27 protein-coding genes are annotated in these 24842 nt (G+C 62.4%); 14 read left to right on the top strand and 13 right to left on the bottom strand.

Annotated features, from left to right (window positions below; translation table 11 throughout):
* Positions 1-169: 169 nt before the first annotated feature.
* The 4 genes from ACSQ3L_RS07470 to ACSQ3L_RS07455 all read left to right on the top strand — a co-directional run bounded on the left by ACSQ3L_RS07470 (position 170) and on the right by ACSQ3L_RS07455 (position 5040).
* On the top strand, positions 170-1789 hold the full coding sequence (locus ACSQ3L_RS07470) for a phytoene desaturase family protein (protein WP_436159356.1): 1620 nt from the start codon (positions 170-172) through the stop codon (positions 1787-1789).
* The gene (locus ACSQ3L_RS07465) at positions 1776-3341 is read left to right on the top strand and encodes a phytoene desaturase family protein (protein WP_436159355.1); all 1566 of its coding nucleotides are present in this window, start codon (positions 1776-1778) and stop codon (positions 3339-3341) included. Before ACSQ3L_RS07470 ends, ACSQ3L_RS07465 begins: the two co-directional genes overlap by 14 nt.
* A 210-nt stretch (positions 3342-3551) precedes the next feature.
* Positions 3552-4778 carry an aminomethyltransferase family protein gene (locus tag ACSQ3L_RS07460; RefSeq protein WP_436159354.1) on the top strand — a complete coding sequence of 409 codons (1227 nt, stop codon included), beginning with the start codon at positions 3552-3554 and terminating at the stop codon, positions 4776-4778.
* 1 nt (position 4779) lies between these two features.
* A complete protein-coding gene (locus ACSQ3L_RS07455) occupies positions 4780-5040 on the top strand; it encodes a hypothetical protein (RefSeq protein WP_436159353.1) in 261 nt (86 codons plus the stop codon).
* A gap of 6 nt (positions 5041-5046) precedes the next feature.
* Here the strand turns inward: ACSQ3L_RS07455 and ACSQ3L_RS07450 are convergent, their stop codons facing one another.
* The 4 genes from ACSQ3L_RS07450 to ACSQ3L_RS07435 all read right to left on the bottom strand — a co-directional run bounded on the left by ACSQ3L_RS07450 (position 5047) and on the right by ACSQ3L_RS07435 (position 8107).
* Positions 5047-6105 carry a dipeptidase gene (locus ACSQ3L_RS07450; protein ID WP_436159352.1) on the bottom strand — a complete coding sequence of 353 codons (1059 nt, stop codon included), beginning with the start codon at positions 6103-6105 and terminating at the stop codon, positions 5047-5049.
* 142 nt (positions 6106-6247) lie between these two features.
* Entirely contained in the window at positions 6248-6547 is a 300-nt protein-coding gene (locus tag ACSQ3L_RS07445; RefSeq protein WP_436159351.1) for a GNAT family N-acetyltransferase, read from the bottom strand.
* A gap of 2 nt (positions 6548-6549) precedes the next feature.
* Positions 6550-7170, bottom strand: coding sequence for an alpha/beta hydrolase (locus tag ACSQ3L_RS07440; protein ID WP_436159350.1), 621 nt, complete (start codon positions 7168-7170; stop codon positions 6550-6552).
* A 4-nt stretch (positions 7171-7174) separates the two neighbouring features.
* A complete protein-coding gene (locus ACSQ3L_RS07435) occupies positions 7175-8107 on the bottom strand; it encodes a ring-cleaving dioxygenase (RefSeq protein WP_436159349.1) in 933 nt (310 codons plus the stop codon).
* Positions 8108-8334: 227 nt separating this feature from the next.
* Here ACSQ3L_RS07435 and ACSQ3L_RS07430 point away from each other — a divergent pair, with 227 nt between their 5' ends.
* Positions 8335-9888: an alkaline phosphatase family protein gene (locus ACSQ3L_RS07430; protein ID WP_436159348.1), complete on the top strand. Its 1554-nt coding sequence runs from the start codon at positions 8335-8337 to the stop codon at positions 9886-9888.
* 49 nt (positions 9889-9937) lie between these two features.
* Here ACSQ3L_RS07430 and ACSQ3L_RS07425 read toward each other — a convergent pair whose 3' ends face one another.
* Complete coding sequence (locus ACSQ3L_RS07425; RefSeq protein WP_436159347.1) at positions 9938-11269, bottom strand: PRC-barrel domain-containing protein; 1332 nt, start codon at positions 11267-11269, stop codon at positions 9938-9940.
* A gap of 277 nt (positions 11270-11546) precedes the next feature.
* Here ACSQ3L_RS07425 and ACSQ3L_RS07420 point away from each other — a divergent pair, with 277 nt between their 5' ends.
* The gene (locus ACSQ3L_RS07420) at positions 11547-12467 is read left to right on the top strand and encodes a diacylglycerol/lipid kinase family protein (protein WP_436159346.1); all 921 of its coding nucleotides are present in this window, start codon (positions 11547-11549) and stop codon (positions 12465-12467) included.
* 27 nt (positions 12468-12494) lie between these two features.
* On the opposite strand, the gene ACSQ3L_RS07415 is transcribed toward ACSQ3L_RS07420, so the two are convergent.
* On the bottom strand, positions 12495-12668 hold the full coding sequence (locus tag ACSQ3L_RS07415) for a hypothetical protein (protein WP_436159345.1): 174 nt from the start codon (positions 12666-12668) through the stop codon (positions 12495-12497).
* A gap of 154 nt (positions 12669-12822) precedes the next feature.
* Between ACSQ3L_RS07415 and ACSQ3L_RS07410 the strand changes: the two genes are divergently transcribed.
* Positions 12823-14355 carry a sensor histidine kinase gene (locus ACSQ3L_RS07410; protein ID WP_436159344.1) on the top strand — a complete coding sequence of 511 codons (1533 nt, stop codon included), beginning with the start codon at positions 12823-12825 and terminating at the stop codon, positions 14353-14355.
* A 92-nt stretch (positions 14356-14447) separates the two neighbouring features.
* Here the strand turns inward: ACSQ3L_RS07410 and ACSQ3L_RS07405 are convergent, their stop codons facing one another.
* Together ACSQ3L_RS07405 and ACSQ3L_RS07400 are read right to left on the bottom strand one after the other, a co-directional pair.
* On the bottom strand, positions 14448-14924 hold the full coding sequence (locus ACSQ3L_RS07405; protein WP_436159343.1) for a hypothetical protein: 477 nt from the start codon (positions 14922-14924) through the stop codon (positions 14448-14450).
* Positions 14925-14929: 5 nt separating this feature from the next.
* Complete coding sequence (locus tag ACSQ3L_RS07400) at positions 14930-15256, bottom strand: DUF883 family protein (RefSeq protein ID WP_436159342.1); 327 nt, start codon at positions 15254-15256, stop codon at positions 14930-14932.
* Positions 15257-15687: 431 nt separating this feature from the next.
* Here ACSQ3L_RS07400 and ACSQ3L_RS07395 point away from each other — a divergent pair, with 431 nt between their 5' ends.
* A complete protein-coding gene (locus ACSQ3L_RS07395) occupies positions 15688-16068 on the top strand; it encodes a response regulator (RefSeq protein WP_436159341.1) in 381 nt (126 codons plus the stop codon).
* Positions 16069-16205: 137 nt separating this feature from the next.
* Here the strand turns inward: ACSQ3L_RS07395 and ACSQ3L_RS07390 are convergent, their stop codons facing one another.
* Together ACSQ3L_RS07390 and ACSQ3L_RS07385 are read right to left on the bottom strand one after the other, a co-directional pair.
* On the bottom strand, positions 16206-16757 hold the full coding sequence (locus ACSQ3L_RS07390) for an RNA polymerase sigma factor (protein WP_436159340.1): 552 nt from the start codon (positions 16755-16757) through the stop codon (positions 16206-16208).
* A gap of 3 nt (positions 16758-16760) precedes the next feature.
* Positions 16761-16964: a NepR family anti-sigma factor gene (locus tag ACSQ3L_RS07385; RefSeq protein WP_436159339.1), complete on the bottom strand. Its 204-nt coding sequence runs from the start codon at positions 16962-16964 to the stop codon at positions 16761-16763.
* 224 nt (positions 16965-17188) lie between these two features.
* Here ACSQ3L_RS07385 and ACSQ3L_RS07380 point away from each other — a divergent pair, with 224 nt between their 5' ends.
* The 6 genes from ACSQ3L_RS07380 (at position 17189) to ACSQ3L_RS07355 (ending at position 20717) form a co-directional block, all read left to right on the top strand.
* A complete protein-coding gene (locus ACSQ3L_RS07380; protein WP_436159338.1) occupies positions 17189-17983 on the top strand; it encodes a response regulator in 795 nt (264 codons plus the stop codon).
* 248 nt (positions 17984-18231) lie between these two features.
* Positions 18232-18399 carry a DUF1328 domain-containing protein gene (locus ACSQ3L_RS07375; RefSeq protein ID WP_091578592.1) on the top strand — a complete coding sequence of 56 codons (168 nt, stop codon included), beginning with the start codon at positions 18232-18234 and terminating at the stop codon, positions 18397-18399.
* Positions 18400-18583: 184 nt separating this feature from the next.
* Positions 18584-19612, top strand: a complete 1029-nt coding sequence (locus tag ACSQ3L_RS07370) for a sensor histidine kinase (RefSeq protein ID WP_436159337.1) — start codon at positions 18584-18586, stop codon at positions 19610-19612.
* Positions 19613-19749: 137 nt separating this feature from the next.
* Positions 19750-19929 carry a hypothetical protein gene (locus tag ACSQ3L_RS07365; RefSeq protein ID WP_436159336.1) on the top strand — a complete coding sequence of 60 codons (180 nt, stop codon included), beginning with the start codon at positions 19750-19752 and terminating at the stop codon, positions 19927-19929.
* A gap of 131 nt (positions 19930-20060) precedes the next feature.
* On the top strand, positions 20061-20387 hold the full coding sequence (locus tag ACSQ3L_RS07360) for a hypothetical protein (protein WP_436159335.1): 327 nt from the start codon (positions 20061-20063) through the stop codon (positions 20385-20387).
* Between the two features lie 84 nt (positions 20388-20471).
* Positions 20472-20717, top strand: coding sequence for a YMGG-like glycine zipper-containing protein (locus ACSQ3L_RS07355; RefSeq protein WP_292186766.1), 246 nt, complete (start codon positions 20472-20474; stop codon positions 20715-20717).
* A gap of 96 nt (positions 20718-20813) precedes the next feature.
* On the opposite strand, the gene ACSQ3L_RS07350 is transcribed toward ACSQ3L_RS07355, so the two are convergent.
* The 3 genes from ACSQ3L_RS07350 to ACSQ3L_RS07340 all read right to left on the bottom strand — a co-directional run bounded on the left by ACSQ3L_RS07350 (position 20814) and on the right by ACSQ3L_RS07340 (position 24755).
* Positions 20814-22460, bottom strand: coding sequence for a CHASE domain-containing protein (locus ACSQ3L_RS07350; protein WP_436163390.1), 1647 nt, complete (start codon positions 22458-22460; stop codon positions 20814-20816).
* 152 nt (positions 22461-22612) lie between these two features.
* Complete coding sequence (locus ACSQ3L_RS07345; protein ID WP_292186760.1) at positions 22613-23413, bottom strand: ATP-binding cassette domain-containing protein; 801 nt, start codon at positions 23411-23413, stop codon at positions 22613-22615.
* Positions 23414-23423: 10 nt separating this feature from the next.
* Entirely contained in the window at positions 23424-24755 is a 1332-nt protein-coding gene (locus tag ACSQ3L_RS07340) for a sugar ABC transporter permease (protein WP_436159334.1), read from the bottom strand.
* Between the last annotated feature and the right edge of the window lie 87 nt (positions 24756-24842).

Genomic DNA, 24842 nt, shown 5'->3' with positions numbered 1-24842 from the left:
ATGTCGAACGCTGGCAAAGCGTAGCCCATACACGACAAAACGCAACACCGTTTGTTGAACATTCATTCAATATGGCTGGACAAAATGGCGACCGCCGTGCCAAATTCCGCGCATTCGGGGGCAGATCACGCAAAAATAAAGAGCGGATCGAGCGGGAAGACAGGCCAAAATGAAAGCTTGGGATGCGATCATCATCGGCGGCGGGCACAATGGCTTGGTCAACGCCTGCTACCTGCAGCGCGCCGGCCTCGACGTTCTGGTGGTCGAGAAGAACGACTGGGTCGGCGGTGCCGCCACCAGCCGCGAGCTGACGCCGGGCTTCCTCTACTCTAACTGCTCCTATGTCTGCTCGCTGTTCCGACCCGAGATCATGCGCGATCTCGAACTGCCGCGCTTCGGCCTGCAGGTCATCTCTTACGAGGGCGGCGCGGTGTTCACCCGCGACGGCGACTACCTCGCCAACTACCGCGACCATGATGCGCACCGGCGCGAGTTCGCCCGCTTCTCCAAGCGCGATGCCGAGGCCTATGACCGCTATGCCCGCGACGTGACGCGGCAGTGCCGCTTCATCCAGCCGCTGCTGATGCGCACCGCACCCGACCCGACTAGCCTCAAGCCGCGCGACCTTGGTGAGCTGCTCTATCTCGGCAAGAAATTCGCCGGGCTTTCCGCCGAAGAAATGGCGCTGACGCTGCGCTTCTGGACCATGTCGATCTCGGAGTTTCTCGACGAATATTTCGAGACCGACGTCATCAAGGCCAATTTCGCTTTGTCCGGCATCATCGGCACCGCGCTCGGGCCGATGTCGCCGGGCACGGCCTATGTGCTTCTGCACCACTACATGGGCGAGGTCGATGGCTCGGTCGGCGCCTGGGGTTATGCGCGTGGCGGCATGGGTGCGGTGACTAAGGCGCTGGCCGCATCGTTCAAGGCATCGGGCGGAACCATCCGCACGGGCGCCGAGGTCGACCATGTGCTTGTCGGCCGGGGAAAAGCCAGGGGCGTGGTGCTGGCTGGCGGCGAGGAGATTTACGGCAGGCTCGTCGTCTCCAACGCCGATGTGAAGCGCACCTTCCTCAAGCTGGTCGAGGAGAAGGAACTGCCCGACATCTTCCTGCGCCGGGTCAGGAACTTCAAGATCCGCGGCTCCTCCGGCAAGGTCAACATCGCGCTCGATTCGCTGCCGGAATTCCCGGCGCTACCGAAGGATTCGCCGGTCTATCGCGGCGACATGCATTTCACCGATTCGATGGAGCGCATGGAGCGCGCCTATGACGACTGGAAGGCTGGGCGATGGTCGGCCGATCCCTTCCTCGACATGGTCATCCCGACGACGCTCGACCCGACCATGGCGCCGCCCGGCAAGCACTTCATGAGCTGCTTCGTGCAATACGCCCCGCCCAAGATCGACGGTAAGGAGTGGACCGATGCCGACCGCGACAGCTTTGCCGAAAGCGTGATTGCGCAGATCGCGGAGTATTCGCCGGGCTTCCGCGACCGCATCGTCCACATGGAGGTGCGCACGCCGCGCGAGATCGAGGCCGAGGTCGGCCTCACCGAAGGCAACATCTTCCAGGGCGAACTAACCTTCGACCAGCTTTTGTTCAACCGCCCGGTGCCGGGCTACGCGCAATATCGTTCGCCGCTCAGTGGGCTCTATATGTGCGGCTCCTCGACCCATCCTGGCGGCGGCGTCATGGGCGCGCCCGGTCGCAATGCCGCGGCTGAGATCCTGCGCGACCTCGCCAAGTCCACCTCGCACATGAGCCCGGCCCATGACGTCATTTGATGCAATCGTCATTGGCGGCGGCCACAACGGTCTTGTCGCCGCTGCCGCGCTGGCGAAAGCCGGCCGCAAGGTGCTGGTGCTGGAAGCCGACAGCGAAGTCGGCGGCGCCGCGCGCACCGAGGAATTCGCGCCGGGCTTTCGCGTCTCCTCCATCGCTCATCTGCTGAACCGGCTGCATCCCGATGTGGTCAAGACGCTGGAACTTGAAAAACACGGGCTAAGAGTCGCGCGCGCCGACTTCATGCCATCGGTTGCGCTGTCGAAGGACGGCCCGCCGCTTGTCTTGCATGGCGCCTATGGCGAGGTGCTGACCGGTGCCAGTCTGTCCGAGCAATCCGCCTGGAGGGAACTGCGCGGGCAGCTGCTGCGCTATGCCGGCATTCTGAAACCTTTCTTGTCCCGTCGGCCGCCCGATCTTGCCGGCATGTCGCTGCTCGAGACCGCTTCACTCGGCCAGACAGCGCTGGCACTGAAAAGGCTCGGCAAGGAGGACATGCGCGACTTCCTGCGCGTGCTATTGATGAACGTAGCCGATCTGCTCGACGAACAGCTAGCCGATATCAGGCTGAAAGGGCTGCTCGCCTTCGATGCGACGCTGGGCAGCCATCTCGGCCCACGCTCGCCGACCTCGTTGCTCGGCCTCTACTACCGCCTGGCCGGCGAGACCGGTGGTGCGACCGGCGCGCAGATCCTGCCGCAGGGTGGCATGGGCGCGGTCGTCGCCGCCATCCGTGCATCGGCTGAAAAGGCCGGCGTCACGATCCGCGTATCTGCGCCCGTAGCAAAAATCATCGTCGAGAAAGGCCGCGCCGTCGGTGTCGCGCTCGACAATGGTGAGATGCTGCGCGCGAGCACAATCGTCTCCGCCATCAACCCGGCGAGCACCTTCCTCGACCTTGTCGGCCCGCGCGAGATCGACACCGGCTTCGTCCGCAAGGTCAGGAACATCCGCATGAAGGGCGATGCGGCGAAGCTCAATCTGGCGCTTGACCGGCCGCCGCAATTCAGCGGTGTCGATGCCGCCGGCCACAAAGGCCGGCTGGTCATCGCCCCCTCGCCCGATCATGTCGAGCGCGCCTTCAACCCGTGCAAATATGGCGAGTTCTCGCCGGAGCCGGTGATGGAGATCACGCTGCCAAGCCTCGCCGACCCATCGCTCGCGCCCGTCGGCGCCTGCGTGCTGTCCGCAGTCGTGCAATACGCGCCCTATCAGTTGAAAGAGGGTTGGGATGCCGGCAAGCCGAAATTCCTCAAGGCTGTTATGGCGCAGCTCGAGTCTCACGCGCCAGGCATCGGCAAGAGCGTTGTCCATGCCGAGCTTCTGACACCGGCTGACATCGAGACGCGCTATCGCATGCCGGGCGGCCATTGGCACCACGGCGAATTGCAGGCCGACCAGATGCTGGTCTCGCGGCCCATTTCCGGCTGGTCAGGCTACGACACACCGCTCGAAGGGCTGTTCCTGGCTGGCGCCGGTTCGCACCCCGGCGGCGGTGTCTCCGGCGCTCCGGGGTTGAATGCCGCGCGGCGCATCATCGCGATGAAGGGGTGATGGGATGTTTCTTTTGGCCAACGCTACACTCTACGGCGCCCCCCTCTGTCCTGCCGGACATCTCCCCCTCTTGGGGGGAGATTGGCTGTCATGCACGCTTTCGCCAATCGCCGGCGTTGCAAGAAAATCGCCGACCATCTTGCAAGCCAATCTCCCCCCAAGAGGGGGAGATGTCCGGCAGGACAGAGGGGGGCGCGAAGGAACGCCGTCATGACCAGCCAGCTCAACACCGCAAACCGTATCGCTGCCCAATCCCATTTCCGCACGCTACGCCTCGGCACGCCGTTCCAGCCGCGCATCGATGCACTGGCCAAAACCCAGGACTGGTACAATTGGGCCGGCTACCGCGCTCCGCACTCACTGTGGGACGAGGAACTCGAATATTTCGCCATCCGCGGCCAGGCGGCGCTGTTCGACATTTCGCCGATGACCAAATACCGGATCGAAGGGCCGGACGCCGAAGCCTTGCTCGATCGCGTCACCCTGCGCGACGTCACCAAGCTCAAGCCCGGCCGTGTCCACTATACGGCGTGGTGCGACGACGAGGGCTTTGTCCTCGACGACGGCACGCTGTTCCGATTGTCGCCGACACGCTTCCGCCTGTGTTCGCAGGAGCGGCATTTGCCCTGGCTGCTCGACAGCGCCGTTGGTTTCGATGTGACGGTCGAGGAGGAGACTGAAGTTGTCGCTGGCCTCGCTTTGCAAGGTCCGACCTCCTTTGCGGTGCTGCGCAATGCAGGCTTCGCCGGTGTCGAGAGATTGAAAATATTCGACCTCGCCGACTTCCCGCATGATGGCGGCACCATCACCATTTCGCGCACCGGCTTCACCGGCGATCTCGGCTACGAACTGTTCGTGTCGGCCGGCAAGGCGCTGAGCCTGTGGGACCGGCTGATGACGGCAGGCGAACTGCGTGGCGTCCGCGCCATCGGCTACACCGCGCTCAACCGCGCCCGTCTCGAGGCCGGGCTGATCGTCGCCAATGCGGATTTCACCACCGCCGAGCACGCCATCCGCGCCGACCGCTTGCGCATGCCCGACGAGATCGGGCTTGGCTTCATGATCGACCTGGAAAAAGGCCATTTCAACGGCCGCCGCGCCATCCTCGATGCTCGAGCCAAACGCAAGCTGCGCCATATGTTGGTCGGGCTGGAGATCGAGGGCAACATCCCGGCCGAGCACGCCATCGTTTACCACAAGAAGGCCCAGGAGGTCGGTCTGGTCAGCGCCGCCATGTGGTCGCCGATGGCCAAGCGCAACATCGCCATCGCCTCGCTGGCGCGGCCATACGGTGATACAATGGTCGAGGACCTCTGGGTCGAGATCTACGCCATGCGCGAACTGCAATATCAGAAGCTGATGAAGCGGGCCAAGGTGGTGGCGCGGCCCTTCATCAAGCTCGACCGCCGCACCGCCAATCCGCCGGCGGATTTCTGACATGACCGACGAAGCGAACAGACTGGATGGAGACGGGGAAGCCGCCGAGCAGTGGGAGCTGGTCAACACGCCGCTCGGTGAAAAATGGTCGGGCCGCACGCGCTATGCCGCCGCCATGTTCTTCTACAAGCGCGACGAGATGAGCGCCGAGACGCTGGAAGTCTACCGCATCTGCGCGCGGCTCGATTCCGAAAATCCGCTGCCCATCATCAGGGATCGCGGCGTCGGCAAGGACTGGCTGACGCGCATGGGCTTCCAATAGGTCGTTCTAACCTATCGTTTTCTCGAGCACATTGAGCCAATTGCGATAAGCGATCTTTTCGATCAGCGCGCGGCCGAAACCGCGTGCCGCCAAGGCATCGATCAGCTTCGGCAGGCCGGCCACGTCGCCGATGACGGCCGGGATCATGGCGCCGTCGAAATCCGAGCCGAGGCCGACGCCATCTTCACCCAGCGCCTGCAGCAGCGAATCGACATGGCGCACCATGATGTCGAGGCTGGTGTCGGCGTTCATGCGCCCGTCCTCGCGCAGGAAACCGGTGGCGAAGTTCAGTCCGACCATGCCGCCGGACTCGCGGATCGCGCCGAGCTGCCAGTCGGTGAGATTGCGCGAATGGCCGCAGATCGCATGCACGTTGGAATGGGTGGCGACCAGCGGCGCATCGCTGAGTGCTGCGACATCGCGAAAACCCTTCTCGTTGAGATGCGAGAGATCGATCATGATCTTCAGCTGGTTGCAGGCCTTAACCAGCGCCTTGCCGGCGTCGGTCAGGCCGGGTCCAGTGTCGGGCGAGGACGGGAAGCGGAACGGCACGCCGTGGCCAAAGGCGTTCGGCCGGCTCCAGACGATGCCGAGCGAGCGCAAGCCGGCTTCATGCAGCACGTCGAGCATGGTGAGCTCGGGATCGATCGCCTCGACCCCCTCGATGTGGAACACCGCCGCGATCGAGCCCTGCGCCATGGCGTTGCGCACATCGCCGGCGCTGCGGCAGACGGTGAGCGCTCCAGCCCGTTCCAGCCGGAACAGGATCGAGGCCATCGCGATCGTCGAGGTCAGCGCCTCATTGCGCGGAACCTCCGGCGGCAGCGGCTCGGCAGCGCTCGGCGCCAGGGGTACGGCGCTGCGCTTGGTTTTCTCGACAGGCGGCGGGAAAATGGCGAACATGCCACCGGCAAAGCCACCGGCTTTGGCACGCGGCAGGTCGATATGGCCGCCCGATTTCCCCTCGATGAACAGCTTTTCGACGTCCGTGTCTTTCGACTGATAGAGCCTGAGCAGCGTATCGTTGTGGCCGTCAAAGACGGGAACGAGGTCGGGTTTGGTCATGGGGGATCATTCGGTTGGTTTGTCGGCAAGGGGCTGAGATATATCATATCTACTTAGGCAAGATGCGCCACCCGCGCAAATGCCAAAGCCATCCCGATATGGTGGCAGCCGCTCGCCGCGCCGTTTCCGAGCGACGAAATCCCTACCGCTTCAGCACGTCGGCCCATTCCTGGTGGCGGCGGAACTGGGCGTTGGCGAAGGGGCAGAGCGGGATGATCTTCTTGCCGGCCGCGCGCGCATCCTCGACGGCGCGGGTGACGAGCCGAAGCCCGGCACCCTGGCCGCGAAATACGTCTGGGACTTCGGTATGATCGATGATGATCTGGTGGTCGCCGATCTTGGTGAACGTCATCTCGGCCTCGGCGCCACCGGGTCCGCGCAGGACATAGCGGCCCTTGGAACCGCGATCCTCCAGTTCGATCTCAGGCAGTTGGTCAGGCATCGCTATGCTCCCTGGCTGACATCGGCAAAGAACCGCCGTGCCGCCTCGATCTCGTTTGGCCGCACCTCGTGCCCGCCTTCATGCCATTCCACAGTGACATCGGCGCCGTCGGCACGCAAATAGGCTTCGAGCCGCGTGGTCAGGTTCGGCGGGCAGATCGGATCGCGCTTGCCTGCGGTCAGCAGAATATGGCGACCGGTGAGACTGCCCTTCACCTCCGGTTCGAACGGGATCAGCGGATGCATCAGCACCGAGGCATCGAACAGTGCTGGCGCCGCAAACACCACAGAGGCCAGGATGTTGGCGCCGTTGGAGTAGCCGAGACCGAGCACGGCCGAAGGCTTCGTCGCTTCGATATGGGCTTTGACGAAGCCGGCCATCTTGTCCGTCGCCCGCACCAGATCGTCCATGTCGTAGACGCCCTCGCCGGTGCGGCGAAAGAAACGCGCCGCACCCTGTTCCGACACATCGCCGCGCGGCGAGACGACGGTCGCCAGGGGCGCGAGATCGCGCCCCAGCGACAGAAGCTGGTTCTCATCGGCTCCCGTGCCGTGGAGGACGAAGAGCATTGGGCCGCCCGGCGAACCGGGCAGCAGCTTGTGGATGTAAGCGTCCTTGCTCATGGCCTCAGCCCTCCAGCTTCTGCAGATGCTGTTCGAGGTAGGGCCGCAGGTGCTGGTGCTGCGTCGGCAGCTTCAGCGCCTCACCGAGATGAGCGGTGTCCTCATCCCTGTCGAAACCCGGCTCGTTGGTGGCGACTTCGAACAGCACACCACCTGGCGTGCGGAAATAGATCGCCCAGAAATAATCGCGATCGATCACCGGCGTCACCCCATAGCCGGTGTCCATCAATGCCTTGCGCACTTCGAGCTGCTTGGCGCGATTCTCGACGGCGAAGGCGACGTGGTGGACGGAGCCGGCGCCGAGATCGGCGAAGGCAGCAGCCGGCAGCGATTCGATATCCACGACATCGGCGCCATTGCCGTTCTTCACAGCGAGCCGCCTGACATTGCCTGATTTCTCGATTTCCTCGTAGCCCATGAATTTCAAAAGCTCCTCGGTGGCGCCGCCATCCTTCAGCCTGAGAGACACCGAGTGAAAGCCACGGATCGCCTCATCAACAGGAATGCCGCCCTTCGCCCAGGGCGCTCTGCTGTCAGCCTTGTCCTCGACCAGCGCGAAACCGTCGCCGTCCGGTCCGGCAAACGCCAGACGCTTCTCGCCGAATGTCTCTTCGCGCGATATCCCGGTGACGCCTTCATCGGCAAAACGCTTTTCCCAGTAGGCAAGCGTACCTTCCGGCACCGAATAGACCGTGGTGCCGACTTCGCCGACGCCATGACGGCCCCTGCCGATGTCGGGAAACGGAAAATAGGTCATCACCGAACCGGGCGTCCCGGCCTCGTCGCCATAATAGAGGTGGTAGACGTCAGGCGCATCGAAATTGATGGTCTTCTTGACCCGGCGCTGCCCGAGTTTTTTGGTAAAGAACTCATTGTTCTGGCGGGCATCCCTGGCCATCGATGTGACGTGATGCAGGCCCTTGATCTGGTCGAGCATTGTCTTGCTCCTTCCCTTGGTGCTTGTGCGGCCCTTGCCGCGGTCCACGCCAATATGAGAACCAGAGCACGTTAGGCAAAGGCTGCAAACATAGAATGGACTGTCCTACAAAGGTGAACAATGAAAGGAGATTTGTTCACCAATCGAATTCCAAAGACAGGCTTGCGCCGTCGTCAAAATTCGGTTCCATGAGCACCGTTCGACCATCCCAGCGACAAGGGTAGCGCGTGACCGGAAAAGCCAGGCGGCCCAACATTCTCCTGATAACCTGCGACCAGTGGCGCGGCGATTGTCTGTCGTCCGCGGGCCATCCGGTTGTGAAGACGCCGAATGCCGACGCGCTGGCCGCCGAGGGTGTGCTGTTCAGGCGGCATTATGGCGGTGCGGCACCATGTTCGCCGGCGCGTGCCTGCCTCTATACCGGCCTCTACCAGATGAACAACCGCGTCTGCCGCAACGGCACGCCGCTCGACACCCGTCACGGCAACATCGCGCTGGAGGCGCGCGGCCTCGGTTATGATCCGACGCTGTTCGGCTACACCGACGTGTCGCTCGATCCGCGCAGGCTGGCGCCGGGCGACCCGCGGCTGCAAAGCTATGAAGGCGTGCTGCCGGGCTTTACAGTGCGCCAGTTGCTGCCCGAGCATCAGAAACAATGGCTGTCCTGGCTGAAGCTGAGGGGCGTCGATGCCAGCGCCGGACATCCCGACATTCATAGCCCAGTGACCGGAGATAAGGCCGGTGCCGTCAGCAGTGCACCGCCCATCTACTCCAGGGACGAGACTCCGGCCGCCTTCCTGACCGGCGAATTCACCCGCTGGCTTGGCGAGCAGGAGCACGCCGCGCCGTGGTTCGCGCATCTCTCCTTCATCAGCCCGCATCCGCCCTTCATCGTGCCGGAGCCCTACAACACGATGTACGATCCGGCTGACGGCCCGGCCTTCCAGCGCGCGGCAAGCTGGCAGGAAGAGGCGGAAAGCCATCCCTATCTCGCCTATGATCTCGGTCGGCAGAAACAGATGAAATTCCGCCCCGACGCCAATGGCAAGGTGCATGACTGGAGCGAAGACGATTTCCGCCGTATCCGCGCGATCTATTACGGCATGGTCTCGGAGGTGGACGCGCAACTCGGCCGCGTCTGGCAAGCGGTCAAGGCAGTGGGCGCCTGGGACGATACCATCATCGTGCTGACCTCGGACCACGCCGAGATGATGGGCGACCATTTCATGCTGGGCAAGGGCGGCTACTTCGACTGCAGCTACCACATTCCGCTGATCATCCGCGACCCACGCCACGGCAAGGTTGCCGGCGGCAGCGTCGATCGCTTCACCGAAGCAGTCGACATTGTGCCGACGCTTCTCGACCTGCTCGGCAAAGATCCCGCGCCGCACCTCGACGGCTTGTCGCTGAAGCCATTCCTAAGCGGCGAGGGTCCAGCAGTCTGGCGCGATGCCGCGCATTGGGAGTTCGATTTCCGCTCTATTGCCGAAGGCGAGGCTGAACGTCACTTCGGCATCGCCTCGCGCCAGTGCAACCTCGCCGTCATCCGCACGGAAAAATTCAAATATGTGCATTTCGGCGGCGGCCTGCCGCCGTTGCTGTTCGACCTGGCAAGCGATCCTGGAGAACTTGACAATCTCGCAGCCGACCCAAAGCATCTTGCCGTACGGCTGGAATTCGCCGAACGGCTGCTCGCCTGGCGGGCCGAACATCTCGACCAGACACTGGCACTGGCAGAGCTGACGGAGCACGGCGTGGTTGGCCACGTAGGTGGGGAATAGGCAGTAGGGGAAACGGAGACCCTACTGCCTACTGCCTACTGCCTACTGCCTACCTCACAATCATCCGCTGTTGATCGCGCTTTTCGGCATAGCTGCCCTTGTCATAGGCGGTTTGAGCCTCAAGCTGCTCCTTGGTGAAGGTCGTGTAGAGGTACTTGTTGCCGTCCTTGTCGGTCATGAATTTGAGATTATCCATGCCGACCGCGACTTCCTTCTCGCCAATGCCGAGGAAGCCGCCGACATCGACGATCACCGCATCGGCCTTCTTGTCGGGCGCCAGCACGACGTCGCCGATCTCGCCGACCTTGGCGTCATTGGCGCCGTAGACGGTGGTGCCCTTCAGGTCATCAGCGCGAATCTCACCGACAGGCATCTCGGTCAACGTCGATTTGTCGATGGCAGCAGTCTTTGTCTGGTCCGGAGCCGAGGCATCGGGGGTCGTGGGCGCCGGAGCCTGTGCCGTTTTGTCAGCCGGAGCGACAGCGGGAGCCGTCGTATCGGACGGTACGGCGGCCGGCGCGACTACCGCCGGCGCATTTGAAGCCGTCGTTGCCGGCGCCGGATCATAGGCCTTGCGGTTGAAATCCGGCTGCGCCTGCAGCTCTTCCTTGGTGGTCTGTGCCACCAGCCAGCGGTCGCCATTCCTCTCGGCCCACTGAGCCTTGGAAAAGTCATAGGTCACATTCTTGGCGCCGAGACCAAGGAAGCCACCAACACCGATGACAAGGGACTCGGCCTTGCCTTCCTTGGTGAGCACGATGTCGTTCACATTGCCGATGTTCTGCGCGTCGTCGCCGGTACCGTTGTAGACGGTTTCGCCGATGATGTTGGTGGCAAGATTGCCGTCGGCGCGCTTCACCGGTTCGGCCGGAGGGGCATTCATGTCGACGGGAGCTTGCGCGCTGTCGGTCGGCGCCGAAGCCGACGGAGCCTGTGCGCCTGTCGATGCGGCTGGAGCCGGCGCATAGGGCTTGCTATCGAACTCCGGCTGCGCCGTCAGCTCATCCTTGGTCGTCTGGGCAACCAGCCAGCGATCCCCGTTCTTTTCGGCCCATTGCAGTTTGCCGTAGTCGAAAGCGACATTCTTCGCTCCGACGCCCAGAAAGCCCCCGACACCGATAATGACGGATTTCGCCTGGCCGTCCTTGTCGAAGACGACGTCGCTGACCATGCCGATGTTTTCGGCATCGTCGCCGGTGCCGTTGTAGACGGATTCACCGATGATGTTGGTGACGATGCTGCCCTCGGCGCGCACTGGAGCGCCACCTGGCTCCTGGACGGCAGGACCCGGCGCGGGCGCCGGGCTTGTCGCGCTCTGCGCATAGGCGCCAGTCGCGACCAGTGTTGCGAGTGCGGTCGTGGCTAAGAGGTTGCGGATCATGATAATCTCTCCTCGTGCGTGATTTCGTGCGCGCCGTGTCCAGAATCGTCGCTTGGGAGATCGGACGCGGCGCCTACCAGTTCACAACGTCGTGAGCATGCTGTTGTTCCGACAAAAGCGGGCGGCATCCGCGGCAAAGATCACAGAGCGGACGCGCGGCGGCTGTAGAATGCGCCGGCGAATGTCGCGACCCTCAAAACGGAACCTTTCCCGCATCGTCGCGTTTCAGCCTGCGGCTGGGTTTGTCCCGGCCCATCACGTTTGAACGGAGCGGGGCATGAAATTTGCAGCGGTGCTGAACCGGGACGGTGGCACCTTGCGCAGCACTGACCTTGCCGCCTTCTGCGATAGGATGCGTCAGACCCTGGAGACGGCAGGGCATTCTCTCAGCATTGACGTTGTTGCCGGCAAGGATCTTGTGGACGCGCTCGACGGTGCTGCATCGCGCCGCTCCGTCGACGTCGTGCTGGCCGGCGGCGGCGACGGAACCATTTCCGCCGCGGCCGCCCGGCTGATGGGCACCAAAAAGGCGCTTGCCATACTGCCGGCCGGCACGATGAATTTGTTTGCGCGCGGGTTGGGAATTCCGCAGTCCCTTGAGGCCGCGCTGAAATCCTTCACTGACGGCGAAATCATTGCGGTCGATATGGCCACGGCCAACGGCCGGCCCTTCGTTCACCAATTCTCGATCGGCATGCATGCCAAGATGGTGCAACTGCGCCAAAAGATGGAATTCGGTTCGCGCCTGGGAAAGATCCGCGCCTCGGTTAAGGCAGCCTGGGCGACGATCAACAATCCACCGACGATGAACGTGACGCTCAGCATCGGCAAAGCCGAGATGGCGGCCCGCATCACCGGCATCGGCATCACCAACAATTTGTTCGGCGAGGGTCACCTGCCATATGCCGACAACCCGGCGGGCGGCGTGCTTGGCGTCTATGTCACGGTGGCGCAACAGCGTACCGAATTGGTCAAATTCTTCTTCAACATGGCGCGCGGCAAATGGCGCGATAACCAACATGTCGAAATCCATCAGGCGGACAGAACGGTTCTGAAAATCCATTCGGGAAGCAGCAGGTTTCGCGCCGTGATGGATGGAGAGCTGGTCCGGCTCGACCGTGAAACGACGATCGAAATTCAGCCTGGCGCGCTGAACGTCCTGGTACCGGCGAGCATCGCCAAGGCAGAGGCTGCCTGAATGCGATCTCGCCCGATAGCCCAAAATCTAGCCGCTTGGCGCACTTCCTTGCTCTGTCGCCGGCGTCTTGACCACTTCACCATAGATTTCGGCGATGCCCCAGGCAGCGAACGCCAGAAGCAACGCGGCAATCAGGATACGCAAGCCGTGCCAGCCCCATCGCCCCTGGCGCGCTTTGTTTTCGGGAATGATCTTGGGCATGGACGATCCTTGTCTCGTTTTGCACCAGCCGCCGCGTCTGGCACAACATGGTCAAGTAACGGTTCCTCGCTAGGATGGTTCCGGGTCGGTGGGCTGGTCCTGGGCCGGCGAGACGGCGCAAGGACGGGGATCAAGGCGGGGCATTGGGGGCTTGGTGAATAGCAAGGCAGAAACGGAGCCGGGTCTGCCGGCCGAGGTTGTACGCGCGGTCAAGGATGTCGACCGGCTGACCGTGCTGCACGGGCTGAAGATGCTGGATACGGCGGCAGACCCGGATTTCGACCGCATAAGCAGCCTTGCCGCAGCGGCAATGCAGGTGCCGATCGCCCTGGTCACGCTCGTCGACCACGGGCGGCAGTGGTTCAAATCCTGTTTGGGCCTGGACGAGACCGAAACGGCGGCCGACATCTCCTTTTGCGCCCATGCGATAGCCGCCGGCGACGAGCCGATGGTGGTGGCGGATGCCGCGACGGACCCGCGTTTCAAGGCCAACCCGCTGGTCACCGGCAAGCATCACATCCGCTTCTATGCCGGCGCTCCGATGATCGTCGCCGGCGCCCGCATCGGCACGCTGTGCGTGCTCGACCGCAAGCCGCATACCTTTCCATCCCGCGCCAGGCTCGAGCAGTTGAAGGCGCTTGCCGACCTCGCCGCCAGCCTGGTCACCTTGAAGAATGCGACCCGCAGCGGCGCCATCGCCGAGGCAGCACTGGCGCGTGAGGAAAAGCGGCGCGCCATCGCGCTCGATGCGGCTTCGCTCGCCAGCTGGGCATGGGACATCCGCACCGACATCATCGAGTGCGACACCTTGCTTTCGGAACTGTTCAACCTGCCGCGCTCGAACCGGCTGCGGGCACGCGACATCCTCACCGCCATCGACCCGCGCGACGTCTACCAGACCGAGACGCGTTTTCGCGACGCCTTGACCGGCAGCGACGACTATTTCGGCGAATACCGGGTGAAGGGCCTTCATCCGCCGCGCTGGCTCGCCACGCGCGGCCGTGTCATCGAGCGCGACAGCGACGGCAAGCCGACGCTGATCTTCGGCGTCAATTACGACATATCGGAGCGCAAGCTTGGCGACGAACGGCAACGGCTGCTGCTGCGCGAGCTCAACCATCGCGTCAAGAACACGCTGGCGACCGTCCAGGCGCTGGCCACGCAGACCGTGCGCCATGCCCGCCAGCCAAGCGAGTTTCTCGAAGCTTTCGGCGCGCGGCTCCAGGCGCTGGGCATCGCCCATAACCTGTTGTCCGACCGAGAGTGGCGCGGCATCGGCATCCGTGAACTCGTCCAGATCGAGGTCAAGCCCTTCGACACGGTCGAACAGCCGCGCATGACGATCTCCGGCGACGACTTGTTGCTGTCGCCCGACCAGGCCGTCGGGCTTGGCCTGATCCTGCATGAGTTGGCCAGCAATGCTCTGAAATATGGCTCGCTGTCCGTGCTATCGGGCAAGGTTGATCTCGACTGGAGGACGCAAGGCAGGAAGGGCGCTCGGCGCCTCGTGCTGACCTGGCGCGAAAGCGGCGGCCCGCAAGTCGCCCCGCCGGACCGGCAGGGCTTCGGCTCGATCCTCATCCGCCGCAGCCTTGCCAAGGTCATTTCAAGCGAGGTGACCCATGAATTCCGGCCGGAAGGCGTGTTCGCCGAAATATCGATGCCGCTGGAAGATCTGTCGAAGTGACAGACTATGATCCCGAACCGAGGGGCAGCGCAGCAAAAAGTGGAAAGCCGGTTTTCACGGACAAACGGTTTCCGTTTGTCCAGAGATCATGGTCAAACAGACCGGTCGTCCTGTTTTCGTTCGCTTTCATCCGGATCGTCGGGTTTCACGTTTTCGCGGTAGATGGCGTAGGCCGCCAGCGCCACGGCAGGCCCCAGAAGGACACCGAGACCACCTTTTCCCTTCAGCAGTGTCGGCAGCACGGCAAGCGCCGCGGCGATGCCGATCGCTTTCAGGTCGGCGTTGCGTCGTTGCGCCCGGCGCCGAGCTCGCGAACCTGCGGATATCTGGTAAATCAGCAGGATCAGCCCGGCAAGCACCAGGAAACCGGCGCCGAAGCCCGACGCCGCGGCAAATGACCCGTAGCGAATTGCCGTCCAGATATAGGCTGCCCCAACCAGAAAGCCGAGGCCGCAGAGCGCGGCCAATGTGGCGAGCATGTAAACGATTGCCGCCGTGCGCGCCCGGCGTATGGCGGCAACGGTTTCTCCCGAGGCGAGACCCGAAATCAGGGATGCGAGCATCTGCAATGCGGCTACCGACGCGCGATGAGCGCGACGAGGAAGCCGACGCCGGCAGCGATCGCCAGTGACGTCACCGGCTTTTCGCGCACGCTTGCCATCATCTGCGCTTCGATATCCTTGGCGTTGCTGCGCAGGCTGTCAAAGGCTGCCTCACCCTGCGCGCGTAGCTGCTCGACCCCTTCCGTGGCCGCACGGCGCGCGGTGCCGTAGCCATGCTCGCCGGTCTTGGCCAATTGCTTGGTAAGCTTGTCGATATCGGCCTTCAATTGCCTGATGTCGGCTTCGAGGTCTGAATTCGCGCGCGCTTCGCTGGCGGTCTTTCCTGAGGCAGTTGCCATTGCTTAACTCCTTGTGATTGCTTGATTTCAAACGCGGCGCATGTCTCATGGTTCCGACATCGGGGACAAAGTAGCCGAAAACGCATCCATGCGCATCCGACTGCCGGCGATGGCGAAGAGACGCTTCCTCAGATCAGCGGCCGGCGCGCCTCGCCCAACGCCCTTCTTGAATATGCTATGAAGGCCAGTTCCTGCTTTTCGAAGTCGCGGAAAACTGCAACGGGCGGTTTTTCGCAAGAATACCGGCGGCTGGAGACAGCACGACTGCTCTGGGTTGACATTTCGACCCCTCTTCGAAAGCCCGCTCCTTGGAAGGCTGCATTTCAACGCGTTGCAAGGATTGAGGTTCCTCCGCCGGCCACATGTCTTTTTTAAATGACAGCACGCCATTTAACGATCATGACTCCATGCGTTTCGAGGAGTCCTTGCCTGTGTCCACATTGCTTGACGGATTGCGGATTCTCGTCCTGGAGGACGAATTTCTGATCGCCATGGATGTCGAGCAACTTTGCCGTGACCACGGTGCTGGTGACGTGGTGATCGCCCGCGATCTGACCGAGGTCGATGGCCGGGAGGTCGCTACGCAATTCGACGCGGCCATTGTCGACCTCATGCTGGGCGGCGCCTCGACGATCGATTTCGCCTCGGGGCTGCGTGCGGCAGGCGTACCTTTCGTGTTTGCATCGGGCTATTCGGATGCCGATGAAATCAGGGCGTCCTTTCCAGGCGTAAGGCTGGTCGGCAAACCCTATTCGGGTGAAGACCTCGTGCAAGCGGTGGCGGCGGCCTGCGGACGCACTTCTCCCGGTTGAGATAAGCCCGACCCTTGCGGATCGCGCCGAATGCATGTCGCTCAAAAGTGGCCCCGGTTGTGAGAATGACAAGCATAGAAACAAAGGCTTAAAGCGCGTCGCACGAATCCGTTTCGTCGGGCTTAGCGGATTGCAGGTCAACTGGCCGGCGAGCCCGTTACCTGGGCCGAGATCGCATCCGGACCATACTCGTCTTCGCCTGATATTTTCAGAATCTCTTGCAAGCGGGTGCGGGCTCGGCTGACGCGGCTCTTGATCGTTCCGACCGCGCAACCGCAAATCTCGGCGGCCTCCTCATAGGAGAAACCCGACGCACCGATGAGGATGATGGCTTCGCGCTGGTCCTCCGGCAATTGTTCAAGGGCGCTGCGGAAATCCTTCAGGTCGAGCTGGCCATGCTGGGCCGGATGAACGGCCAGCCTGGCCGTCATGATGCCGTCGCTATCCTGCACTTCGCGCCCGCGCTTGCGCATCTGCGAATAGAATTCATTGCGCAGGATGGTGAAAAGCCATGCCTTGAGATTGGTGCCGGGCTGGAAGCTCTCATGCTTGTCCCAGGCCTTGACCAGCGTTTCCTGGACGAGGTCGTCCGCCTTGTCGGCATTTTGCGTCAGCGACACGGCAAAGGCGCGCAAGCTCGGGATCGCCCCAAGCAGATCGGTCTTGAAGCCTTGTGAGACCGCTGCCATGCCTCAGTCTTTCTTCCGCGCGGGTTCGGCCTGTTCCAGCTGGCTGAGCAACTGGGCGAAGCGATCCGGCACATCGTCGGAGACCAGCTCGTCGTAATATTGCTTGAGTTTTCGTCCGATTTCGGAGTTCGGTCCCAGTGCGTCACCGGAACCGTTCCGGCGCCTGCTTGCGGCGCCAGCCAGAATATCTTTCGTCATATCCTTCATTTTGCCCTTATATTCCAGTGCCGAAGCCGCCCATAATATTACTCAACACAACGCAAGCGACGCCCTCGTCTGGTTGCCCATCCCGACCCCCCAAACGCCGTCCCGGCATATTAGTTCCACCAGGAACGGAACTTTTTCTCAGGATCGACGTTGTTGAACCGGGCTTGCAATCAGCTTGACCTGCAATCTATGCAATCACGTCATTCTGAGGGAGACGTCTTATCATGAGCTTATCCGCCACCATCGCACCACACCTACCGTTTCTGCGCCGCTTCTCGCGGGCCGTTTGCGGATCCCAGGAGAGTGGCGACGCGCTGGTCGCCGCGATGCTCGAAGCCATCATCGCCGATGTCGATATCTTTCCCGAAGCGTCGAGCGACCGCATCGCGCTGTACAAGGTTTTCGCCAAGCTGTTCACATCGGTCGCCATCCGCGTCCCGCAGGAGCAGGCGCAATCGGCATGGGAACAGCGCGCTGCCGCCAATCTGAACGCGATTGCGCCGCGCCCCCGCCAAGCCTTCCTGCTGGTTGCGGTCGAAGGGTTCAGCGAGGACGAGGCAGCAGAGATCCTCGATGTCGGCGACGAGGAGTTTTCAGAGTTGCTTGCCCAGGCAAGCAACGAGATATCCCGTCAGGTCGCGACCGACGTGCTGATCATCGAGGATGAACCGCTGATCGCCATGGATATAGAAGAAATGGTCGAGAGCCTCGGGCATCGCGTCGTTGGAACGGCACGCACCCATGCCGAGGCGGTGACGATGTTCGGCAAGACACGGCCGAAGATGGTGCTGGCCGACATCCAGCTTGCCGACGGCAGTTCGGGCATCGAAGCCGTGAACGAGATCCTGTCGTCGACATCGGTGCCGGTTATCTTCATCACCGCCTTTCCCGAGCGTTTGTTGACAGGCGAACGTCCCGAACCGGCCTTCCTGGTCACCAAGCCGTTCAACCCCGACATGGTCAAGGCACTGATCAGCCAGGCGCTGTTCTTCGACCGGCAGGCGAAAGCGGCCGCATAGTCGGGAATTGGGGAGTGGAGGAATTGGAGAATTGACGAACCCAAGCGACAGCCTCGCTCGCCGATTCTCGCCAGATCATCAATTCATCAATTCCTCACTTCGTGCCGCCTGATGCACGCATCGGGCGGCGACGGCGAATTTCCAGCGCACTTGCTCCGAACGATTTGCAAGCATCGTCTTTTTCGGCAAAGGGTGGAACAAACCGCATCTACTCACGTTTTCATCGCACCATTCGAAGGAGATGGATCATGCTTTACTGGGCGCTCGTATTTCTCGTTGTAGCGATCATCGCTGGCGCGCTTGGTTTCGGCGGCATCGCCGGCACCTCCGCCGGTATCGCGCAGATATTGTTTTTCATCTTTCTCGCTTTCCTGATCATTTCGCTACTTGCAGGCCTGTTCAAACGGGCTTCGTGAGGACGAACGGCACCGAACACTGGAAGCCGCACCCCTCAAACGGTTTCCAGCCACCGCCGGGCGGTATCCTTCAAAGGAAACCGTCCGGCGGACCGCATTTGGAGGCTGTTTTCGGGGGAAACTCTTTTTGGGAACCCATTTAACAGTGAGCCGTTCAGCCTGAGTTGGGCGGACAGATTGGCCGATGCGTTCCAGAACCAGAGATATCAAGGAAGGCATGAGCGATGAAGTCATCGCCCTGCATCCCGCTGAAACCGGCATGCAGCTCGGCCGGGCTCTTCTCCATGCCTTGCACAATGCCGGCATCTCCGTTCTCTACCAGGATCGCGAAATGAAAACCGTATGGGCGCGCAACATGCGCGCGCCCTGGGCCTCTGATAGCGCTGAAAGCGCCAGCATCCTGCCGGCGGCGCAAGCTGACCGCATCAGTGCGGCCAAGCGTGACGTCATCGCATCCGGCAATCCGCAGCGCCTCGAAATCAGTGTTCCCGTCGAGGATGGCATCCGTTGGTTTCAGGTCTGGATCGATGCCGACCATGGTGATGGCGGCACGGTGCAAGGCGTCGTCACCACAATGGTCGAGACGACCGAGCAGAAGCGCCGGGAGCAGACCCTGACGACGCTGCTGCGCGAAGTCAGTCATCGCTCGAAGAACCTGCTGGCGATCATTCAAAGCATAGCCACTCAAACCGGGCGCTACTCCGACGGCATCGGTGATTTCCTGACACGTTTTCGCGGCCGGCTGCAATCGTTAGCGTCGTCCCAGGACTTGGTAACCTCTTCCAATTGGCGGGGTGCTGCACTTCGCGAACTGATATCGGGCCAGGTTGGCCGCTACGGCGGGGATCCCGTGCGCAGCCTGCGTTTCCAGGGGGCAAACCCCTATCTCAATCCGAACGCTGCCCTGCATATCGGCCTCGCCATGCATGAGCTCGCCGTCAACTCGGTGAGCTATGGCGCCCTGTCGCGGCCCGATGGCTTCGTCGAGGTTACGGCCAACCTGACCGCCGCTGACACCGGGACCTCGCTGTCTCTGACATGGGCAGAGGCGATCGGGGCCAATGACAACCAGCGTAGTGAAAAGCGCTTCGGCAGCGTCGCGCTCGAACGGGTCGTGCCGGCGTCGCTGAATGGCACCGCGACGCTTGAAATCGCGGCTGGTCGCCTCGAATACCGCCTTGTCGTTCCGCACGGCAATTTCGAGACGGAATAAGCGACCGCCGTTTGCCGGATGCTTAACCGGCTGTTCACCATAAAAGCGGATGCTGTTTTTCCCAGATACCGCTGGATCCTGCCGCACCGCCGAACCTTTCCGCAGCAGGACTTGCAGCATCGTATGGGAGGAATGCGTTGACAGTTGCCGACATGAACAGACTGGAGCAGGCCGCTCGTGTTTCGATGGGTGAGTTTGAGGATTCCGAGGCATCCGCGCCACCGCGGCCTCTTGTTCCCTCCGCCTCACCGCGCCTTGCCGCGTTTGGATTGGCCGCGGTGATCGCCGCGATCGCCCTGTACGAGCTGGTCTACTGAGGATCCGTCATGCCTGCCGTTGCGGCTGGTGGACGGAATTGGCATCGCGCCAGCCTAATTCGCTGGCAGGCCAGGCAGAACAGGAACTTTGGCGAATTCGGACCGTTACTATGGCGAGAGGACATCTTCCCATGGAACACATCGCTGCATTGTTGCTGGTCATCGGTTGCTCGAACACGATGGCCGACTGCCGTGAACTCCAGGTGCCCGTAAGCGTTTTCGCGACCGCCGACCAATGCGTCGCCGAACGGCCGTTTGCCTTGGACGACGTGAAGGGCCAGGCCGAGCACATCGTCGCCAAATGCCTTGCGGTCGACCCGGCGCTTGAAGACGACTACGACCAGGTGGTGTGGAAGGTCAGCCCGGACGGCCGTCTCGACGCATCCTTGGAGATTTCAAATGCCGTTGTTGCGTCGAACATGACACGCCCCGAAAAAGACTATCTTAGCCAACAATAAATTCGCGCGGGCAAAGGGCGCCATTTCATGCTAAATGGCGGTTGGAGCTTACTAAAGTGAGGACACAAAGTGAGGAGTGACTCGATGCGGAAGATCATTATTGCCATGGTTGCAGTGGTCGCGGTCAGCGGCTGTACCTCGACCGAGCAGGACGTGGTTGGCGGCGGCTTGATTGGTGCTGGTGTCGGCGGCTTGGTCGGCGGCGGCAAGGGCGCGCTGATCGGCGCAGCCGTTGGTGCCGGCTCCGGCCTGCTGGTGCGCAATCTGCGCAACGGCTATTGCCAGTATCGCGATCATCGCGGCCGGATCTACACGGCTCGCTGCAACTAGTTCGGCGATAATCGAAACGTCAATCCGGAGACCGGTCCGTCGGTCTCCGGATTTTCGATGTCTGGATGCTTGATCCCGCTCGCCTGACGACCGTGGTCAGTTCGCCAGAGGGATTGTGATTTCCACATTCAGCCCATTGGCCTGGTAGTCGCGCTTGATCGTTCCGCGCAATTCGCGCGTGACATTGAGGTCGATCAGCTTGGTGCCGAATCCGGTCTTGGCCGGCGTTTCGAGTTTCTTTTGCCCGGTCTCGCGCCAATTGAGGACCAGCGTCCTGTCGCGCCCCCGCCCTTCGAGCGACCAGTCCACTTTCAGCGCCCAGTCGCCCCTAAGTGAATTGGCGGAATTGCCGGCTTCGCCATATTTCAGCGCATTTGTCGCCAGTTCGTGAAAGGTCAGGCCGAGCGCCTGCGTGGTGGTTTCGTCGAGCAGCACTTCCGGTCCCGACAAAAGCTCTTCGGGCAACTCCTTGCCAAACACCTGGCCAAGTTCGATGCGCAAGAGATCACCAAGATCGGCCTTCTGCCAGCGCGAGCGCGTCAGCATGTCCTGGGACGCCGCCATCGCTTGCAATCTGGCCGCGAAGGATGAAGAGAACTCGTTGACGTCGGTGGCTCGCGAAGCCGTCTGGCGCGCGATGGCCAGCACCCTGGTGATGGAATTCTTGATACGATGCTTCATCTCCTGCAGCATCAGATCCTTCTCGATCAGGCTCTTTTCCGTCGTCTCGTGCAAGCGCGACGCCGCCTCATAGGCCCGCTCCTGGTAGCGCGCCACCAGCGCGATAGCGCCCGCCAAAAGCAGGCCGAACAACCCCAGCATCACCGGGATGGCGCGCGATGACGGCTGCGAGAACGCGCTGGTCGGTCGGAACAGAATGGTCCATGGCCGGCCAGCCACTATGATCTTGCGAGTGACCAGCAGCCTGTCGCGGAAGGTTGAACCCGGTGGCGTCTCCGACCGGAACAACAGATTGTCGCCGTTCACCACGCCGTCGCCGTCATAGATTTCGGTGTTGACCGGCAGCAGCGGCGATCGGCTGAGTGCGACCTGGAACAGGTCACGAGCTCGAAAAGCCGCATAGAGAAACCCGGCCGTGGAGGACCTGGACGCATTGATGACATCGGGCGCGGTTTCGACATTGAGCCGCACGAAGACGAGGAAGCCGGTGAACGTCTGCGCGGCACTGGTGTCCTGGCCCAGTTGCAGCAGCCCGCTGGCGTGCTGCTGGTCGTCCGACATCGCCTTTTCGACAGCGGCGCGCCGTACTGGCTCGCTGAACATATCATAGCCGATGCTGGCCCGGTTGGACGGATCCTGCGGCTCGAACAGCATGATGGGCGTGCGCCAGGGTTGCGTTGTGTCAGGATAGATTGGATGGCTCACGCCCTGGTCGCGCAGTATGTCGCGCTCGACCGACGCCTCGTCTCCAGTCTTCACCAGCCTGAGAAAGCCAATGCCGCGCAAACCGGCGAAATTCTTGTCGACATCGAGCGCTTTGAAGAACGCTTTGAACTCATTGTCGGAAATATCGCCATTGCGGGCATCGAACAGGGCCTGTGTCGAGCGCAGCAGCGACAAATGCAGGTCGATGCGGCTCTCTATCCGGTTGAGCGCATCGTCGGCCGTCGCGTCGAACTTGATGCGTGCGGCTTCCTGCGTCGCGAAATAGGCGAACCCCGCCATTGTCATGCTGATCAGCGCGACGGCGATGAACGCGACGACTGGGAAAAGCTTCTTCAACGGATGAATGCGGTCCCTGAGCATGTCGGGCCTTTATGGGCAAGTCGCCGTGCCAACACAATGGCAAGGCCAAGCCATCCTGACGGCTGGCACATCGGATGGCCCGAGACCCGGCACATTCGTCCGGCCACGCGGCGTCGCTACGGCAAGCCTCAGGCGGCGATCTTCAGCGCGCCCGGTCCGGGAATGGCGCCTGGCGGGCATTTGCCCAGAATGATCATGCCGAGCACCTCGTCCTGTGTCACATCCGTGGTGCGGGCGGTGCCGACGACCTGGCCGTTCTTCATGACGCAGACCCGGTCGGCAAGCTCGAACACATCGTGGATGTCGTGGCTGATCAGGAAGATGCCGATGCCATCGGACTTGAGCTGCTTGACCAGTTCCCCGACCTGCGCCGTTTCCTGCGGACCGAGAGCCGCCGTCGGCTCGTCCATGATCAGGATGCGGGCATTGAACAGGATCGCGCGCGCGATCGCCACCGATTGCCGCTGGCCGCCCGAGAGCTTGATCACCGGTTCCTTGAAGCGCTGGAAACGGGGATTGAGCCGGCCCATCACCTTGCGCGCCTCCGCCTCCATGGCAACGTCGTCGAGCGTGCCCCAGGCGGTCATCAGCTCGCGGCCGAGGAACAGATTGGCGGCGGCATCGACATTGTCGGCCAAGGCCAGTGTCTGGTAGATCGTCTCGATGCCGTATTTCTTGGCGTCGCGCGGATTGGAGATCGATGCCTCCTCGCCGTTGACGAAGATCTGGCCCGCATCGCGCTTGTAGGCGCCGGACAGGATCTTGATCAGCGTCGACTTGCCGGCGCCATTATGGCCAAGCAGCGCCACGACCTCTCCGGGGAAAAGATCGATCGAGGCGTCGTCGACGGCGCGGATGCCGCCAAACGCGATCGAGATGTTGCGCATGTCGATCAGCGCAGTGGCTGCAGGAGCAGTCTTGTCGGTCATGGCATGCCTCCTAGACGCGCTTGCGATAGACGGTGTCGAGCCAGACGGCGATGACCAGCACGGCGCCGACGACGATGCTCTGCAGCGGCGAGTCGATGCCGAGCAGCACCATGCCGGACTGCAGCGACTGCATCAAAAGCGCGCCGAGCATGGCGCCCAACACCGTTCCGGCGCCGCCGGCCAGCGACGTGCCGCCGATGACGGCCGCCGCGATGACCAGCAACTCGTCCAGCGTGCCCAGCGCATTGGTCGACGCGTTGAGTCGGGCCGATGAGATCGCCGCGCTGATGGCCGCCAGCACGCCCATGATCATGAAAACCTTCATGGTCACCCAGCGCGTGTTGATGCCGGCGAGTTCCGCGGCCTCCGGATTGCCGCCGATGGCGAAAACATAGCGGCCGAAACGCGTGCGCTTGGTGATGAAGGTCATGATGATGCCCACCGCCACCGCCATCAGCACCGGTATGGCGATGCCATGTGCGATGAACAGCCCGCCTTCGGGAATTGTGATGCCGTTCTGCTGCGCATATTGGCGCACGATGCCGATCGGCCATGGATAGGAATTGGCGATCCAGACGGCGCCAAGGATGGCGGCGCAGGCGACCACGCCAAGCAAGGTCTCAGCCCAGACGGGGCGCAGTGGAAAGGCGAATCGCTTGCGCTGCGAACGGCCGTTGAGCAGCGCGAAGGCAACCGCCGCACAGGCAACGACGCCGACGATCCAGCTGGCTGTGGCGCCGATCGAGCCGCGTGGTCCACCGCCCATCAGTTGGAAGGTGGCGTCGAGCGGCGCGACCGTGCGGCCGCTGGTGATCAACCACGCCATGCCGCGCCAGACCAGCAGGCCGCCCAGCGTCACGATGAAAGCCGGAACCTCCATATAGGCGATGATGAAGCCCTGGAACCCACCGATCAGCAGACCAAGCACCACGCCGGCGGCAAGCGCGATGATCCAGAGCCAGGGATTTCCGAGCTGGAAGCCGATGACGCGAATGAGGAATTCGGCCTGCGCCACGCCCATGATCATGCCGATCACGCCTTCGACGGAGCCAACCGAAAGGTCGATGTTGCGCATGACGATGACCAGCACCATGCCGGTGGCCATGATCGCGACCGAGGAGGTCTGCACTGACAGGTTCCACAGATTGCGCGGCGTCAGGAAAAGCCCGCCCGAGAGGATGTGTATGCCGACCCAGATGACCAGCAGCGCGCCGACCATGCCGAGCATGCGCGTGTCGAGCTCGGTAGCCTTGAGAAACCGCCCTGCGGCGCTGAGTTCGGATGCCCGCGCCCGGTCCGCTGCAGTGCTGGCGACCGGCTGATTTGAGGTCGTGTCGGTCATCTTGCTATCCTCCCACCGGTTGCCGTCTGGCGCGGATGCCGGAATATGGATGCTATGTGCTTTCCGCTGTCATTTGAAGCGGAAGCC

It is taken from the genome of Mesorhizobium sp. LjRoot246, assembly GCF_964254115.1.
GTDB lineage: Bacteria > Pseudomonadota > Alphaproteobacteria > Rhizobiales > Rhizobiaceae > Mesorhizobium.
This window is presented reverse-complemented; position numbering and strand designations above follow the sequence as displayed.

Excerpts from the sequence above, each read along its gene's own strand:
- ACSQ3L_RS07470 (WP_436159356.1), top strand. The coding sequence starts at position 170 with ATGAAAGCTTGGGATGCGATCATCATCGGCGGCGGGCACAATGGCTTG.
- ACSQ3L_RS07465 (WP_436159355.1), top strand. The coding sequence starts at position 1,776 with ATGACGTCATTTGATGCAATCGTCATTGGCGGCGGCCACAACGGTCTT.
- ACSQ3L_RS07460 (WP_436159354.1), top strand. The coding sequence starts at position 3,552 with ATGACCAGCCAGCTCAACACCGCAAACCGTATCGCTGCCCAATCCCAT.
- ACSQ3L_RS07455 (WP_436159353.1), top strand. The coding sequence starts at position 4,780 with ATGACCGACGAAGCGAACAGACTGGATGGAGACGGGGAAGCCGCCGAG.
- ACSQ3L_RS07450 (WP_436159352.1), bottom strand. The coding sequence starts at position 6,105 with ATGACCAAACCCGACCTCGTTCCCGTCTTTGACGGCCACAACGATACG.
- ACSQ3L_RS07445 (WP_436159351.1), bottom strand. The coding sequence starts at position 6,547 with ATGCCTGACCAACTGCCTGAGATCGAACTGGAGGATCGCGGTTCCAAG.
- ACSQ3L_RS07440 (WP_436159350.1), bottom strand. The coding sequence starts at position 7,170 with ATGAGCAAGGACGCTTACATCCACAAGCTGCTGCCCGGTTCGCCGGGC.
- ACSQ3L_RS07435 (WP_436159349.1), bottom strand. The coding sequence starts at position 8,107 with ATGCTCGACCAGATCAAGGGCCTGCATCACGTCACATCGATGGCCAGG.
- ACSQ3L_RS07425 (WP_436159347.1), bottom strand. The coding sequence starts at position 11,269 with ATGATCCGCAACCTCTTAGCCACGACCGCACTCGCAACACTGGTCGCG.
- ACSQ3L_RS07420 (WP_436159346.1), top strand. The coding sequence starts at position 11,547 with ATGAAATTTGCAGCGGTGCTGAACCGGGACGGTGGCACCTTGCGCAGC.
- ACSQ3L_RS07415 (WP_436159345.1), bottom strand. The coding sequence starts at position 12,668 with ATGCCCAAGATCATTCCCGAAAACAAAGCGCGCCAGGGGCGATGGGGC.
- ACSQ3L_RS07400 (WP_436159342.1), bottom strand. The coding sequence starts at position 15,256 with ATGGCAACTGCCTCAGGAAAGACCGCCAGCGAAGCGCGCGCGAATTCA.
- ACSQ3L_RS07390 (WP_436159340.1), bottom strand. The coding sequence starts at position 16,757 with ATGGCAGCGGTCTCACAAGGCTTCAAGACCGATCTGCTTGGGGCGATC.
- ACSQ3L_RS07385 (WP_436159339.1), bottom strand. The coding sequence starts at position 16,964 with ATGAAGGATATGACGAAAGATATTCTGGCTGGCGCCGCAAGCAGGCGC.
- ACSQ3L_RS07380 (WP_436159338.1), top strand. The coding sequence starts at position 17,189 with ATGAGCTTATCCGCCACCATCGCACCACACCTACCGTTTCTGCGCCGC.
- ACSQ3L_RS07375 (WP_091578592.1), top strand. The coding sequence starts at position 18,232 with ATGCTTTACTGGGCGCTCGTATTTCTCGTTGTAGCGATCATCGCTGGC.
- ACSQ3L_RS07370 (WP_436159337.1), top strand. The coding sequence starts at position 18,584 with ATGCGTTCCAGAACCAGAGATATCAAGGAAGGCATGAGCGATGAAGTC.
- ACSQ3L_RS07360 (WP_436159335.1), top strand. The coding sequence starts at position 20,061 with ATGGAACACATCGCTGCATTGTTGCTGGTCATCGGTTGCTCGAACACG.
- ACSQ3L_RS07355 (WP_292186766.1), top strand. The coding sequence starts at position 20,472 with ATGCGGAAGATCATTATTGCCATGGTTGCAGTGGTCGCGGTCAGCGGC.
- ACSQ3L_RS07345 (WP_292186760.1), bottom strand. The coding sequence starts at position 23,413 with ATGACCGACAAGACTGCTCCTGCAGCCACTGCGCTGATCGACATGCGC.
- ACSQ3L_RS07340 (WP_436159334.1), bottom strand. The coding sequence starts at position 24,755 with ATGACCGACACGACCTCAAATCAGCCGGTCGCCAGCACTGCAGCGGAC.